Annotated in this window: 11 protein-coding genes; 5 read left to right on the top strand and 6 right to left on the bottom strand. The window is 71.5% G+C overall.

From position 1 onward, the window contains the following. Nucleotides 1-55 precede the first annotated feature (55 nt). Both ACSIH6_RS24350 and ACSIH6_RS24345 read left to right on the top strand, forming a co-directional pair. Nucleotides 56-1,198: an acyl-CoA dehydrogenase family protein gene (locus ACSIH6_RS24350; RefSeq protein WP_435110629.1), complete on the top strand. Its 1,143-nt coding sequence runs from the start codon at nucleotides 56-58 to the stop codon at nucleotides 1,196-1,198. A gap of 36 nt (nucleotides 1,199-1,234) precedes the next feature. Beyond that, the gene (locus tag ACSIH6_RS24345) at nucleotides 1,235-1,402 is read left to right on the top strand and encodes a hypothetical protein (protein ID WP_017563552.1); all 168 of its coding nucleotides are present in this window, start codon (nucleotides 1,235-1,237) and stop codon (nucleotides 1,400-1,402) included. A gap of 87 nt (nucleotides 1,403-1,489) precedes the next feature. Here the strand turns inward: ACSIH6_RS24345 and ACSIH6_RS24340 are convergent, their stop codons facing one another. From ACSIH6_RS24340 to pdxH, 3 genes are all read right to left on the bottom strand, one after another. Next, nucleotides 1,490-3,787 carry a SpoIIE family protein phosphatase gene (locus ACSIH6_RS24340; protein ID WP_435110627.1) on the bottom strand — a complete coding sequence of 766 codons (2,298 nt, stop codon included), beginning with the start codon at nucleotides 3,785-3,787 and terminating at the stop codon, nucleotides 1,490-1,492. 152 nt (nucleotides 3,788-3,939) lie between these two features. After that, nucleotides 3,940-4,641, bottom strand: coding sequence for an iron-dependent transcriptional repressor DtxR (locus ACSIH6_RS24335; protein ID WP_435110626.1), 702 nt, complete (start codon nucleotides 4,639-4,641; stop codon nucleotides 3,940-3,942). 387 nt (nucleotides 4,642-5,028) lie between these two features. Then, nucleotides 5,029-5,682 (bottom strand): pyridoxamine 5'-phosphate oxidase, encoded by a 654-nt coding sequence (gene pdxH / locus ACSIH6_RS24330; protein WP_435110625.1) that lies wholly within the window; start codon nucleotides 5,680-5,682, stop codon nucleotides 5,029-5,031. A gap of 328 nt (nucleotides 5,683-6,010) precedes the next feature. On the opposite strand from pdxH, the gene serC reads away from it, so the two are divergent. Next, nucleotides 6,011-7,141, top strand: a complete 1,131-nt coding sequence (gene serC / locus ACSIH6_RS24325) for a phosphoserine transaminase (protein WP_435110623.1) — start codon at nucleotides 6,011-6,013, stop codon at nucleotides 7,139-7,141. 92 nt (nucleotides 7,142-7,233) lie between these two features. Continuing rightward, nucleotides 7,234-8,235 carry a glycerophosphodiester phosphodiesterase family protein gene (locus ACSIH6_RS24320; protein ID WP_435110622.1) on the top strand — a complete coding sequence of 334 codons (1,002 nt, stop codon included), beginning with the start codon at nucleotides 7,234-7,236 and terminating at the stop codon, nucleotides 8,233-8,235. A 7-nt stretch (nucleotides 8,236-8,242) separates the two neighbouring features. Here the strand turns inward: ACSIH6_RS24320 and ACSIH6_RS24315 are convergent, their stop codons facing one another. Further along, nucleotides 8,243-9,304: a hypothetical protein gene (locus tag ACSIH6_RS24315; protein WP_435110621.1), complete on the bottom strand. Its 1,062-nt coding sequence runs from the start codon at nucleotides 9,302-9,304 to the stop codon at nucleotides 8,243-8,245. 92 nt (nucleotides 9,305-9,396) lie between these two features. Here ACSIH6_RS24315 and ACSIH6_RS24310 point away from each other — a divergent pair, with 92 nt between their 5' ends. Continuing rightward, nucleotides 9,397-10,122 (top strand): 3-keto-5-aminohexanoate cleavage protein, encoded by a 726-nt coding sequence (locus tag ACSIH6_RS24310; protein WP_435110620.1) that lies wholly within the window; start codon nucleotides 9,397-9,399, stop codon nucleotides 10,120-10,122. Between the two features lie 154 nt (nucleotides 10,123-10,276). On the opposite strand, the gene thpR is transcribed toward ACSIH6_RS24310, so the two are convergent. Both thpR and ACSIH6_RS24300 read right to left on the bottom strand, forming a co-directional pair. Then, on the bottom strand, nucleotides 10,277-10,867 hold the full coding sequence (gene thpR, locus ACSIH6_RS24305) for an RNA 2',3'-cyclic phosphodiesterase (protein WP_435110619.1): 591 nt from the start codon (nucleotides 10,865-10,867) through the stop codon (nucleotides 10,277-10,279). 174 nt (nucleotides 10,868-11,041) lie between these two features. Further along, nucleotides 11,042-12,487 (bottom strand): MFS transporter, encoded by a 1,446-nt coding sequence (locus tag ACSIH6_RS24300; RefSeq protein ID WP_435110617.1) that lies wholly within the window; start codon nucleotides 12,485-12,487, stop codon nucleotides 11,042-11,044. Nucleotides 12,488-12,600: the final 113 nt, after the last annotated feature.

Below are 12,600 nucleotides of genomic sequence, written 5' to 3'. Positions count from 1 at the left end.
TGGCGTCACGCAGGAAAGCCCGACACCCCGGCACCTCGACACCCCGGAGCAGAGCATGAAGCGGGAACTCTTCGACGCCGACCAGGACCTCTTCCGCGCATCGGTGGCCGAGTTCCTCAAGCGCGAGGTCGCGCCCCACCATCCAGAGTGGGAGAAGGACGGGATCGTGCCCCGCGAGGTGTGGACCAGGGCGGGCGAGGTCGGCCTGCTCGGCCACGGCGTGCCCGAGGAGTACGGCGGCACCGGGCTGAGGGACTTCCGCTACAACACCATCGTCAACGAGGAGATCTGCCGGGCCCACGCCAGCGGCCTGGGCGTCACGCTCCAGAACGACGTCATGGCCCCGTACATGGTCGACCTGACCGACGAGGAGCAGAAGAGGCGCTGGCTGCCGGGATTCGCCAGCGGCGAGCTGATCACCGCCATCGCCATGACCGAACCCGGGGCGGGCAGCGACCTCCAGGGCATCACCACCTCGGCGGTGCGCGACGGCGACGAGTACGTCCTCAACGGCTCCAAGACCTTCATCACCAACGGCGTCAACGCCGACCTGGTCATCGTGGTCGCCCGGACCGACCCCGAGGCGGGCGCGCAGGGCTTCTCGCTGATCGCGGTGGAGCGCGGCGCCCCCGGGTTCGCCCGGGGCCGCAACCTCGACAAGATCGGCATGAAGGCGCAGGACACCGCCGAGCTGTTCTTCGACGACGTGCGCGTCCCCGCGGCCAACCTCATCGGCCGGGAGGGCGGCGGGTTCGTCCACCTGATGGAGAACCTGCCGCAGGAGCGACTGTCCATCGCCACCTGCGCGGTGGCCTCCGCCGATGCCATGCTCCAGCACACCATCGCCTACTGCCGGGAGCGGACCGCCTTCGGCCGTTCGATTGGGCGCTTCCAGAACACCCGTTTTGTCCTGGCCGAGTTGGCCACCGAGGTGGACATCGCCCGTACCTACGTGGACCGCGGCATCGGCCTGCTCAACCGCGGTGAGCTCACCGTCGAGGACGCCGCCATGGCCAAGTGGTGGACCACCGAACTGTGCAACAAGGTCATGGACCGGTGCCTCCAGCTTCACGGCGGGTACGGATACATGATGGAATACCCCGTGGCACGGGCCTGGCAGGACACCCGCGTCCAGACGATCTACGGTGGCACCACCGAGATCATGAAGGAGATCGTGGGACGCGGCCTGGGACTGTGACCGCACAACCCCCTCCCCAGAAGGGTCGGAGCTGGAATGAGCGGTGCGTGGGACGGCCTCATCGTCATGGGCCTGCTGGTCGTGCTGCTCGTGATCGGAGTGCGCAAGCTCCGGCCCCGGGTCCACATCCCGTGGACCACCGGCGGCATCGTGGTCTTCTTCGTCTTCCTGTGCCTGCTGCTGTGGGCCTGGTCCTGGCGTTAGTGGACCGGCCGGAAGCGTTTCTGGTGTGGTCGGAGTGGTTCAACTCCGGACGGCGCACAGAGCTGGCCCGGCGGCCCCAGCGGGAGGCTAGTCCTGCCCGGCCTTCTCCCCGTCGTCGGCCTTCTCCGGCTCCTCGGTCTCCTCCGAGCGCATGGGCATCTCGAACCAGACCGCCTTGCCGTCGGGGGTCGGCCGCGCCCCCCACCGGCTGGCCAGCTGCTCGACCAGGTACAGGCCACGGCCGCCCTCGTCGTCGGCGGCGGCGCTGCGGATGCGGGGCAGGCGCAGGTCGTTGTCGAAGACCTCCACCCACACCGTGTTCGCGCCCCGCCGCAGCCGCAGCAGGAACTCCTTCTCCCCGGCCTCCTCGGCGGGCTCGTCGGCCTCCTCGGCCACCGCCTCCAGCAGGTCCGTCCAGTCCTCGTCGAACTCGTCGGCCCCCGCGTCGAGCGGGGTCTCGGAGTCCAGCACCCCTCCGCCGGTGAACTCGCGGTGCACGGGGTGCGGGGTGGCGTGGATGACGACGTTGGTGACGACCTCCGAGACCAGCAGACAGGCCAGTTCGGCCTGGTCGCGGTCCACCCCCCACTCGTCGAAGGTGTTGGCCGCCATGTGGCGGGCCTCGCCCACGGTGGAGGCCTCCGAGGGGAACCAGCCCTCGCGTAGCGCCAGCTCCTCGGAGTGGGTGCGCACGACCAGCAGCGCGGTGTCGTCGTCCAGCTCGCCCGGGACGCTGTGCACGGCAGCCTCGGCGATCTGCTCCACGTCCTTGTCGGCGACCTCGGCCACCCGCTCGGACAGCCGCTCGAAGGCGCGTTCGGGATCGGCCCTGCCCCCGGCCGGGCGCCGGTCCACGAGCCCGTCGGTGTACAGGACCAGGGTGGCGCCGATGGGCAGGCGCAGATTGGCCTGGTGGTAGACCACGTCCTCGCCCGATCCGCCCTTGGCCCGCACACCCAGCATGCGGTCGGTGACCTCCAGGTCGATCTTCTCCACCGACTCGGAGGTGACCAGCAGCGGGGGCGCGTGCCCGGCGTTGGCGTAGGACAGCTCGCGCGACCAGGCGTCGTAGACCATGTACAGGCAGCTGACGCTGGGGATCCAGGTGCCGTCCTCCTCGTCCTCCTGGCCCAGCTGGCGGACCCACTCGTCGAGTTCGCGCAGGATGTCGGCGGGTTCGCGGTCGGCCTGGGCGAAGGCGCGCAGCGCGGCGCGCAGCTGGCCCATGACGGCGGCGGCGTGCGGGCCGCGGCCCTCGACGTCGCCGATGACCAGTCCGACGCGTCCGGCGGAGAGCGGGATGGCGTCGTAGAAGTCGCCGCCGACCTGGGTCTGGACCCCGTACCCGTCGGAGCGCAGCGGTCCCGCGGGCAGGTAGCGGTGGGCCGCGGTCAGCCCGTCCAGTCGGGGGAGGCTGCTGGGCAGCAGGCTGCGCTGGAAGGCCAGGGCGGTGCTGCGCTCCTGCTCGAACAGGCGGGCGTTGTCGATGGCCAGGGCCACGCGGGAGGCGATGGCGCCGACGAGGTCGCGGTCGAAGCCGCCGTAGGTGCTCTTCTGCCGCGGGGAGAGCCCGGACAGCGCCAGGGTGAGCACGCCCAGCACCTCGCCGCGGGCCCGCAGCGGGGCGGCGATGGCGGAGGTGACGCCGACCTGGCGGGAGACCTGGTCGGAACGCGTGCTGGGCGAGTTCTCGAACAGGTACTCGCTGCTGACCACCGTCTCCAGGCGGCGCAGGGCCTGGGTGACGAAGTGGCGTTCGGGGTAGCGGACCTCGTCCCCGACCTCGAACCAGGTGTGCGGCGGGGGTGTCCACCCCTCGGCGTGCACCGACACCTGTCTGACCAGGCGGTCGCGGTCGTAGAGGTCGATGAAGCAGTGGTCGGCGAACTGCGGGACGAGGATGCCCGCCACCCCCCTGACCGTGGAGTCGAACTCCAGCGAGCTGGTCAGGCGGCTGCCGATGCGCTCCAGCAGGCCGTACTGCTCCTCCACCCGTCCGCTGCGCAGGGCCTCCCTGGCGATCAGGGTGATGCCGTCGACCTCGCCGGACTCGTCGCGCATGGGCACGGCCTGGGCCCGCACGTGGATCCAGGTCGAGTCGCCCCGGAGCACGGCGAAGGTGCCCTCCCACGGTTCCCCGCGCAGGACGCGCCGGGCCAGCTGGGAGGCGTGCTCGCGGTCGGACTCGTGGATACCGATGTCGAGCAGGGAGAGGCCGACGTAGTCGCGACCGCCCACGAACCCGAACAGCTCGCGCGCGAAGGGGTTCCAGTAGCGCAGGAGGCTGGCGCGGTCGATGACGACGATGGCGATCTGCGCCTGATCCGCCACGGCGGCCGCGGCGAGCGCGTCACCCTTGGGGAGGGGCTCACCCCACCGTGTCATCTAGCCGCCACCTCGCCGTCATGAGCTGCACACATGCCCGCTCCGGGTACCCCGAACGACCGCACCTTGGGGCGAGCGTAGCAACACCGTCAACGTTCCCGCAGCGCAATGTGACAATCCTGATGAGCAACCAATCAACGCGTCCGTACGGTTCACGGCTTGGCGACGAAGACGTGCCCGGCGACGAGCGCCGAGAGCTCGGTTTCCCCGGTCTCACCGTCGATCACGCGGACCCCGTCGTCAGAGGCTCGCAAGACCACTTCCTGTCCCGGTTGTACCCCGGATCGGCGCAAGGTGAGCATGATGTCGGCGTCCGACTGGATCTGCTCGCTGATACGCCGCACGGTGACCGTGGTCTCGCTGTTGCCGGCGACGTCGATCATCGGGACGATGGAGTCGTCGGTGAAGGGCTCGGGGGAGTAGTCCTCCAGGCCCAGCTCGTCCAAGCCCGGGATCGGGTTGCCGTGCGGACACACCGAGGGGGCGTTGAGCAGCGTGACCAGGCGCTCCTCCACCGCCTCGGAGATAACGTGCTCCCAGCGGCAGGCCTCGATGTGCACGTCCTCCCAGGGGAGTCCGATGACGTCGACGAGCAGGCGTTCGGCGAGCCGGTGCTTGCGCATGACGTGGGTGGCCAGACGGCGCCCCTCGGCGGTCATGACCAGGTGCCTGTCGTTCTCCACCCGCAGCAGGCCGTCGCGCTCCATGCGGGCCACGGTCTGGCTCACCGTGGGGCCGCTCTGGTGCAGGCGTTCGGCGATACGGGCCCGAAGCGGAACAATGCCCTCCTCTTCGAGCTCGAAGACCGTACGGAGGTACATCTCCGTGGTGTCGATCAGCCCGTGTGCGGTCAAGTCTCCCCTCCCAAGGCTCTGTGCCCGGCGCGCGGTCACGACGGGCACGGCGGGTCTCTCACAACACAGGCCGGGGCGACGTGATTCCCAGGGGCCGGGTGGGGACCGGGGCGTCCGCAGGACCGCGGGAGCGACCACCGATACACGCAAGCATATCGTGGCGCGGGGCACCCGGATTTCTACCCGGTCTCACGATGCGGATACGTTCTCCCCGCGCCGCAAGGGTACTTGGTCCCATCGGAGAGGGGCCCTCCAGCCCACGGCGTGTGCCGGACGGACCCGGGACCGTTTCCACCTGCGGGAACGGATTCCCCGATCTCCCGTACGAAGCGGTCAGGATCACTCTCGGAAGCGGGGCGAAATGAACGCGTCACCGGGCGGCCCCGGTCAGGGGGCCAGGCGCTCGATGCTCCAGGTGCCGTCGGGCTCGCACAGGTAGCGGAACCGGTCGTGCATGCGGTCGGCGCCACCCTGCCAGAACTCCACCTCGCTCGGCACGAGCCGGAAGCCGCCCCAGTAGGCGGGCCGGGGGATCTCCTCCTCCGCGGACCAGACCGTGTCGAACTCCCGGTAGAGCCGGTCGAGCTCGGCCCGGTCCGCCACCGGCCGCGACTGGCGCTCGCTGGCCCAGGCGCCCAGTTGGGAGCCGCGCGGGCGCGAGGCGAAGTAGCGGTCGTTCTCCTCGTCGCTGAGCCGCTCCACCCGTCCGGCCAGCAGGACCTGGCGCCGGATGGCGTGCCAGGGGAAGACCACCCCGACGCGCGGGTCGGCCTCCAGCGCCTGCCCCTTGCGCGAGGTGTAGTTGGTGAAGAAGCGCAGTCCGGTGCTGTCGTAGCCCTTCATCAGCACGGTGCGGGCGCGGGGCATGCCCGAGGGCTCGACGGACGCCAGGACCATGGCGTTGGGCTCGGCCAGCCCGGAGTCGTAGGCCTCGTCGAACCACAGGTGGAACTGCGTCATGGGATGGTCGGCGAGGCCGGAGCGCCTCAGGGGTGCGCCCAGGTACGGTTTGCGCAGTTCGGCAGGGTCTTGGTGGTCCACACGGGGCATCCTCTCGCGTCGTGTGCCGAGCGCGCCACCGGCGACCCGCGCGTCAGGCGCGCGCCGGTCCGGGGTCGGGCGTGCCCGCGCCGACCTGGCCGCGGGCGGTGGTCGCGTGCCGGCGTTCGCCGTCCGAGTGGCGTTCCCCCGAAACTCATTCCACAAGACACACTCCGAGCGGAAAACGCACCCGTATTAACCGAAATGTGGCTCACCCATACCGCCCAGAACCCTGAGGAATGTGACATCGCGCCCGGTTCCTCACGTCGTTTCACGCGGTCGAACCGCGGCCCTGACCGGCCCCGCCGCCGTCGCCGCCACTACCCTGGTGGGCGTGACCGACGAGATTCAGATCCCCGCGAACCTGCTGCCCTCCGACGGCCGTTTCGGCAGTGGCCCGTCCAAAGTCCGCCCCGCCCAGGTCGAGGCCCTGGCCGCCTCCGGCTCCCGCTACATGGGCACCTCCCACCGGCAGAAGCCGGTCAAGTCCCTGGTCTCCCGGGTGCGCACCGGTGTGAGCGAGCTGTTCTCCCTCCCCGACGGCTACGAGGTGGTCCTCGGCAACGGCGGCACCACCGCCTTCTGGGACATCGCCGCGCACGGCCTGCTGCGTGAGAAGTCCCAGCACCTGGCCTTCGGCGAGTTCTCCAGCAAGTTCGCGAAGGTCGCCAAGGGCGCGCCCTGGCTCCAGGAGCCCACGGTCATCAGCACCGACCCGGGCAGCCACGGCGAGCCCGTGGCCGAGGCCGGTGTGGACGTGTACGCGCTGACCCACAACGAGACGTCCACCGGTGTGGCCGCGCCCATCAGGCGCGTGGCGGGCGCCGACGAGGACGCGCTCGTCCTCGTGGACGCCACCAGCGGCGCGGGCGGCCTGCCGGTCGACATCGCCCAGACCGACGTCTACTACTTCGCGCCGCAGAAGAGCTTCGCCGCCGACGGCGGGCTGTGGCTGGCCGTCATGTCGCCCCGGGCACTGGCCCGCGTGGAGGAGATCGCGGCCGGCGGCCGCTACGTGCCGGAGTTCTTCTCGCTGCCCACGGCGATCGACAACTCCCGCAAGGACCAGACCTACAACACCCCGGCCGTGGCCACGCTGCTGCTGCTCGCCGAGCAGCTGGAGTGGATGAACGGCCAGGGCGGCCTGGAGTGGACCGTGGCGCGCACCGCCGAGTCCTCCTCGGTCCTCTACGACTGGGCGGAGAAGTCGCCGGTCGCGACGCCGTTCGTCACCGACCCGGCCAAGCGCTCGCAGGTGGTCGGCACCATCGACTTCAGCGACGACGTGGACGCCGCCGCGGTGGCCAGGGTCCTGCGCGCCAACGGCGTGGTCGACACCGAGCCCTACCGCAAGCTGGGCCGCAACCAGCTGCGCGTGGCCATGTTCCCCGCGATCGACCCGGACGACGTGCGCGCGCTCACCGAGTGCGTGGACCACGTGCTCACCGAGCTGTCCTGACCCGTTCGCCCCGCGTTGCACAATGGAGGCCGACCCGTGTCGGGTCGGCCTCCCCCTTTTCCCGGCATCTCGCTTCTCAGGACGGTTCGGCTGTGCGCAGGAACAAGAAGGAACTCCCCATCAAGATCATCTCGCACCGCGGGGCGTCGGGGCACCGTCCCGAGCACACGCTGGCCTCCTACGAGCTGGGGGCCCGGCACGGCGGCGACTTCATCGAGATGGACCTGGTCGCGACCAGGGACGGGAGGCTGGTCTGCCGCCACGAGCAGGAGATCGGCGGGACCACGGACGTGGCCGAGCGCCCCGAGTTCGCCGACCGGCGCACCACGCGCACCGTCGACGGGCGCGAGGTGACCGGGTTCTTCGCCCAGGACTTCACGCTCGAGGAGATCCGGACGCTGCGCGCGGTGGAGCGCCTCCAGGACGTGCGCGCGATGAACGCCGTGATGGACGGGACCTACGGGATCCCGACCCTGGAGGAGGTCGTCGAGCTCGCGCTGGCGCTCACCAAGGAGCTGGGCCGCCCGATCGGGATCTACCCCGAGACCAAGCACCCCGCCTACCACGAGGCGCAGGGCCTGGAGCTGGAGCCGGTGCTCATCGAGGCCCTGCGGGAGGCGGGGTTGACGGGCCCGGAGCCGCTGGTGCCGGTCTTCCTCCAGTCCTTCGAGGCCGAGAGCCTGCGCAAGCTGGCCGTGACGGAGCTGCCGCTGGTCTACCTCATGGGTGCCGAGGAGCACTGGCTGCACCACACCACGCCGGACGGCCTGGCCGAGGTGGCGACGTTCGCGCACGCGATCGGCCCCGCCAAGAGCCTGGTCATCCCCACCGAGGACGGGGTACTGGGGGAGCCGACCGACCTGGTGGAGAACGCGCACGCGGCCGGACTCCTGGTGCACCCGTACACGTTCCGCAGCGAGAACCACTTCCTTCCCGCCGAACTGCGCTCGGAAGGCGAGCCGGGCGACTACGGGTCCTTCGCCGCCGAGTACGAGGCCTTCTTCGAGGCCGGGGTGGACGGCGTGTTCACCGACTTCTCCCGGCACGCCTTCCTGGTGCGCGAGCACTTCCTGGACCCTCAGCCCGAGAAGTAGGGGGAGGTCAGCCCCGTCGGGCCAGCAGGACGATCGCGACGATGACCAGCGCGGCGACCGCGGCGCCGCCCACGATGAAGGGCAGCGCGCCCCGGGTCTCGGGCTCGACGGTCCCGCCCTCCCCGGCGGGTGACTCCTGCGCGGCGACCTCCCGCACCGGCGGTTCCTCGGCGAGGTAGCGCTCCTCCAGCGGGATCCGCCAGACCGGCGCGCCGGGCCCCTCGGTCCCGGCCATGAGGGCGGTGCCGTCGGGGGTGAAGGCGATGGCCTCGCCCTGGTCGGACTCGGGCAGGTCGAACGCGCCCAGCGAGGAGCCGGGCACGCCCTCGGTGGCGTCGTAGACCGTGGCGCCCCAGTAGGTGCGGATGACGTAGCGGCTGCCGTCCGGGCTGAAGGCGGCGTCGGTGGCGAACAGCGGCGCCGAGTCGATCCGCTCCAGGACGTGCTCGGCCCCGGGTTCGAGGTCCTCGGGCGCCGCGTACAGGCCGCCGGAGAACTCCTTGGACACCACGTACATCCGGCCGTCGCGGGGGTCGACCATCAGCGACTCCGCGTCGCGCCCCCCGTCCTCGTAGGTGAAGGTGAACACCTGCGGGTCCACCACCGTGTCGGCGAGCGCCTCGGGTTCGGGGAAGCGGTAGACGCTGACGTCGGGCCAGCCGCCGTTGAAGTTGTCGCCGATGTCGGCCACCAGGACCGACGGCGTCCCGTCGGGGGCCTCGGTGACCTGGACCGCCTCCCAGTCGCGCCGGTCCAGGTCGAGCGTGACCGTGGCGACCGTGTGCCCCTCCTCGTCGACCGCGTACACCTCGCTGAGGTGCTCACCGCTGTCGTTGTGGGTCCACCACACGCCTTCGTGCAGCAGGGAGGGGGCGATTCCGCTGGACTCGGAGATCCTCGGGTCCTGGAACTCGAAGGCGATCTCGGAGCCCTCGGGCCCCTCACCTCCGCGGGGGTAGTCGACACCACCGGTGTCGGAGCCGCTCGGGTCCTCGGGGAAGGCCAGGGCCGGGGCGGCCGGAAGGGTCGCGAAGAGGGCGGCGGCGGCAAGAACGAGCGGAGTTCTCATGACCGACATCCTGCCAGGGAACGCCACGGATGGCTTGTACCCGGGTGGTAACGGGCACATTGGGCTTACGGAGCGCCGTTAGGAGGGCACTCATGAGGATCGTCGCCTGTCTGAACGGGGACCGCCGCCCCGGAGCGCACCCCGCCCTGCCCGTGTCCGTGGACCAGTTGGTGACGGACGCGCACGCGGTGGTGGCGGCGGGCGCGACCGAGCTGCACCTGCATCCGCGCGACCCCACCGGCGCCGAGTCGCTGGCGCCCCAGGTGGTGGGTCCGCTCATGGAGCGGCTGCGCGCCGACGGGCCGCGGGTGCCGGTGTCGCTGACCACGTCGCTGTCGGCGGAGTCGGATCCCTGGCGGCGCTACGACCTGGTGCAGCGCTGGGCGTCGTCGGCGCTGCCGGACTCGGTCACCGTGAACCTGCACGAGGCGGGCTCGGTGGATCTGGCGCACCTGCTGGATGACCGCCGGATCGGGGTGGAGGCCGGGGTGTGGACGGTGGAGGCCGCGCGCATCCTCGTCGCCACGAAGCTCAGGGTGGCGGCGGTCCTGGTGGAGCCCACGCAGGTCGCGGTGGAGGACGCCCGGCGCAACGCCGAGGCGATCTGCTCCCTGCTGGACCGGGCGGGGACGAACCAGCCGCGGATGCTGCACGGGGCCGACGCGACGGCCTGGCCGATCCTGGAGTCGGCGGTGGTCTCGGGCTACGACATCCGGATGGGGCTGGAGGACACCATGCGGCTGCCCGACGGCGAGGAGGCGCACGACAACGCGGATCTGATCACGCGCGCGGTGAGTCTGGCCGCCGCGTCCGCGTGACCCCCGGGGAAGCCAGCCGGAGCGGCCCCGGAGCCGGCGGGGAGCAGACGCGCGGCGGCTCAGCCGACGAGGGCGCCCAGGAGCACGATGAGCATGATGCCCCCCAGAACCACGGGCAGCAGCCAGCGCTGCTTGCGGTTGTTGGTGAGCATGCTCATGACGCGCTCCGCTCAGGAGGTCGGGTGGGATCCGCTTCCCAGCGTAACCCCCAGGTCCGGACGGTTCGGTAGCGGTCCTCCCGCCCCGGCCTGCTCTCCACCAGGTGCGCCTCGCGGACCCGCCACCTGCGGCCGCGCAGTGTTCCAAGGGCGTCCGCGGTGCCGGTGAGGTCGCGCGCGGGACGGCTGCGGGCGACCGTGATGTGCGGCACGTAGGCGCGGCGCTCGACGGGCACGCCGATCCCGGCCGCGGCGGCGCGCAGTCCGTCGGCGAGGGCGCCGAGGGACGCGGTGTCGCCGCCGAGCCCGGCCCAGAGCACGGAGGCGCGGCGGAGGTCGCCCGGGAAGGCGCCCCAGCCGTCGGCGGCGAGGTGGAAGGGCTCGTGCTGGCGGACCTCACGGCCGAGGGCGTCGCCGAGCGCGGGCAGGAGGGCCTCGTCGACCTCGCCGAGGAAGACCAGGGTGAGGTGCCACTCGCGGGGGCTGGCCCAGCGGAGGTCGGGGGTGTGGTCGCGGCCCCGGTCGACGGCTCGGCGCAGCGCGTCCGCCGTGTCGGGGGGCGGGTCCAGTGCCGCGAACAGTCTCATGCCCTCATTCTGCCCCGGGCGGGGCCTTCGGGTCCGCCCCCGGAGCACACCGGAGTCCCGCCGGGCGGTGCCGGGTCCGCTGGCGGTCGGCCCGGTGGTCTGGTGAGCGGCCGTCGGCGGGTGGGGCGGCTGCCCCGGTCGTGCCCCGAGGACGGCGGGGCACGACCGGGAGTCTCAGGCGCGGGTGACCGTGTCCGGTCGGGTCCCGTTCTCGTCCGGGACGATGCGGATTCCGGTGGAGCCGTCCGGGCGGCGCTCGACGCTCACCCGCTCGTGCTCCGCCTCCGGGGTCTCCTCGCGCTCGTCGCCGGTCTCCGCGGCCTCCGGTCCCGCGGCCTCCGGTCCCGCGGCCTCCGGTCCCGCGGCCTCCGCGTCCGTGGAGGGGCGCCGCCCCGGGAGCACGTCGCGCAGGCGCACGTTCTTGGTCCGAAAGAGCAGGGCGGAGATGACCGTGACGACCACGAGGGTCACCGCGCCGCCGATGACCAGGCTCGTCTCCGGGCCGAAGGTGTCGGCGAGCAGTCCCACCACGGGCGCGCCGATGGGCGCCACACCCATGAACACCAGCAGGAACATGCTCATGACGCGCCCGCGCATCCGCGGGTCCACGCTGAGCTGGAAGGTGGCGTTGAGCGTGGTCACGTACGTCATGAAGGCCATGCCCATGGGCACCAGCACCAGGATGAACGACACGTAGCCGGGCATGAGCCCCGCCACCACCTGGAGCGCGCCGAAGGCCAGCGACCCGATCAGCACCAGCCGCAGCCGGGGCCGGTCGCGGCGGGCGGCCAGCAGGGCGCCGACGAGGGCGCCGACGGCCAGGAAGGCGGCGGCCACGCCGAACGCGTCGGCCCCGGCCTCGAACACGTTGTTGACCATCAACGCGATCTGGTTCTGGCTGTTGGCCCCGAAGAACTGCGTGGCGGCGGCCAGCACCAGCAGCAGGACCAGGTCGCGTCTGCCGCCGACGTAGCGCAGCCCCTCCCGGATCTGCCCCTTGCCCCGGGCCACCCGCTCGGTGGGGTTGAGCTCGGAGGCGCGGATCATCGTCAGGGCGAGGATGGTGAACCCGAACGACGCGCCGTTGATGAGGAAGACCGGTCCGCTGCCGATGACCGCGATGAGCAGACCGGCGACGGCCGGACCGGTCACCCGGCCGAGCTGGAAGCTGGCGCTGTTGAGCGCGATGGCGTTGGACAGGTGCTCGCGGTCGACCATCTCGGGGACGAAGGCCTGCCGCCCGGGATTGTCGAGCACGGTGATCATGCCGAGGCCGAAGGCGAACAGGTACACGTGCCAGACCTGCGCGGCGCCCGCGGTGGCCAGGATTCCGAGGCCGATCGCGAGCACGCCCATGGCGGCCTGGGTGCAGACCAGCAGCCTGCGCTTGTCCATCCGGTCGACCAGTGCCCCGCCCCACAACCCCAAGAAGAGCATGGGCAGGAACTGGAGGGCGGTGGTCATGCCGAGCGCGATGCCGCTGCCCCCGCTGAGCTGGAGGACCAGCCAGTCCTGCGCGATGCGCTGCATCCACGTGCCGGGGTTGGACAGCAGCTGGCCCAGGGCGTACAGCCGGTAGTTGCGGTTGGCCAGGGACCGGAACATGGCGATACGCCGCATCAGTCCCTCCCCGCGAGCGCGTGGGGAGGGACTGGTGCGGCCACCGGCGGTCGGCTTCGATCTCGACCGGGTGGACAAGGCGGACAAATAAGTAAACGGCGTTGACTCATCAC

The organism is Nocardiopsis synnemataformans, from assembly GCF_965343085.1.
Taxonomy (GTDB): domain Bacteria; phylum Actinomycetota; class Actinomycetes; order Streptosporangiales; family Streptosporangiaceae; genus Nocardiopsis; species Nocardiopsis alborubida.
The sequence above is the reverse complement of the archived record's forward strand: the minus strand, read 5'-3'. Positions and strand labels throughout refer to the sequence as shown.

Coding starts and splice junctions, on each gene's coding strand:
- ACSIH6_RS24350 (WP_435110629.1), top strand. CDS start 56: ATGAAGCGGGAACTCTTCGACGCCGACCAGGACCTCTTCCGCGCATCG.
- ACSIH6_RS24345 (WP_017563552.1), top strand. CDS start 1,235: ATGAGCGGTGCGTGGGACGGCCTCATCGTCATGGGCCTGCTGGTCGTG.
- ACSIH6_RS24340 (WP_435110627.1), bottom strand. CDS start 3,787: ATGACACGGTGGGGTGAGCCCCTCCCCAAGGGTGACGCGCTCGCCGCG.
- ACSIH6_RS24315 (WP_435110621.1), bottom strand. CDS start 9,304: ATGAGAACTCCGCTCGTTCTTGCCGCCGCCGCCCTCTTCGCGACCCTT.
- ACSIH6_RS24310 (WP_435110620.1), top strand. CDS start 9,397: ATGAGGATCGTCGCCTGTCTGAACGGGGACCGCCGCCCCGGAGCGCAC.
- thpR (WP_435110619.1), bottom strand. CDS start 10,867: ATGAGACTGTTCGCGGCACTGGACCCGCCCCCCGACACGGCGGACGCG.
- ACSIH6_RS24300 (WP_435110617.1), bottom strand. CDS start 12,487: ATGCGGCGTATCGCCATGTTCCGGTCCCTGGCCAACCGCAACTACCGG.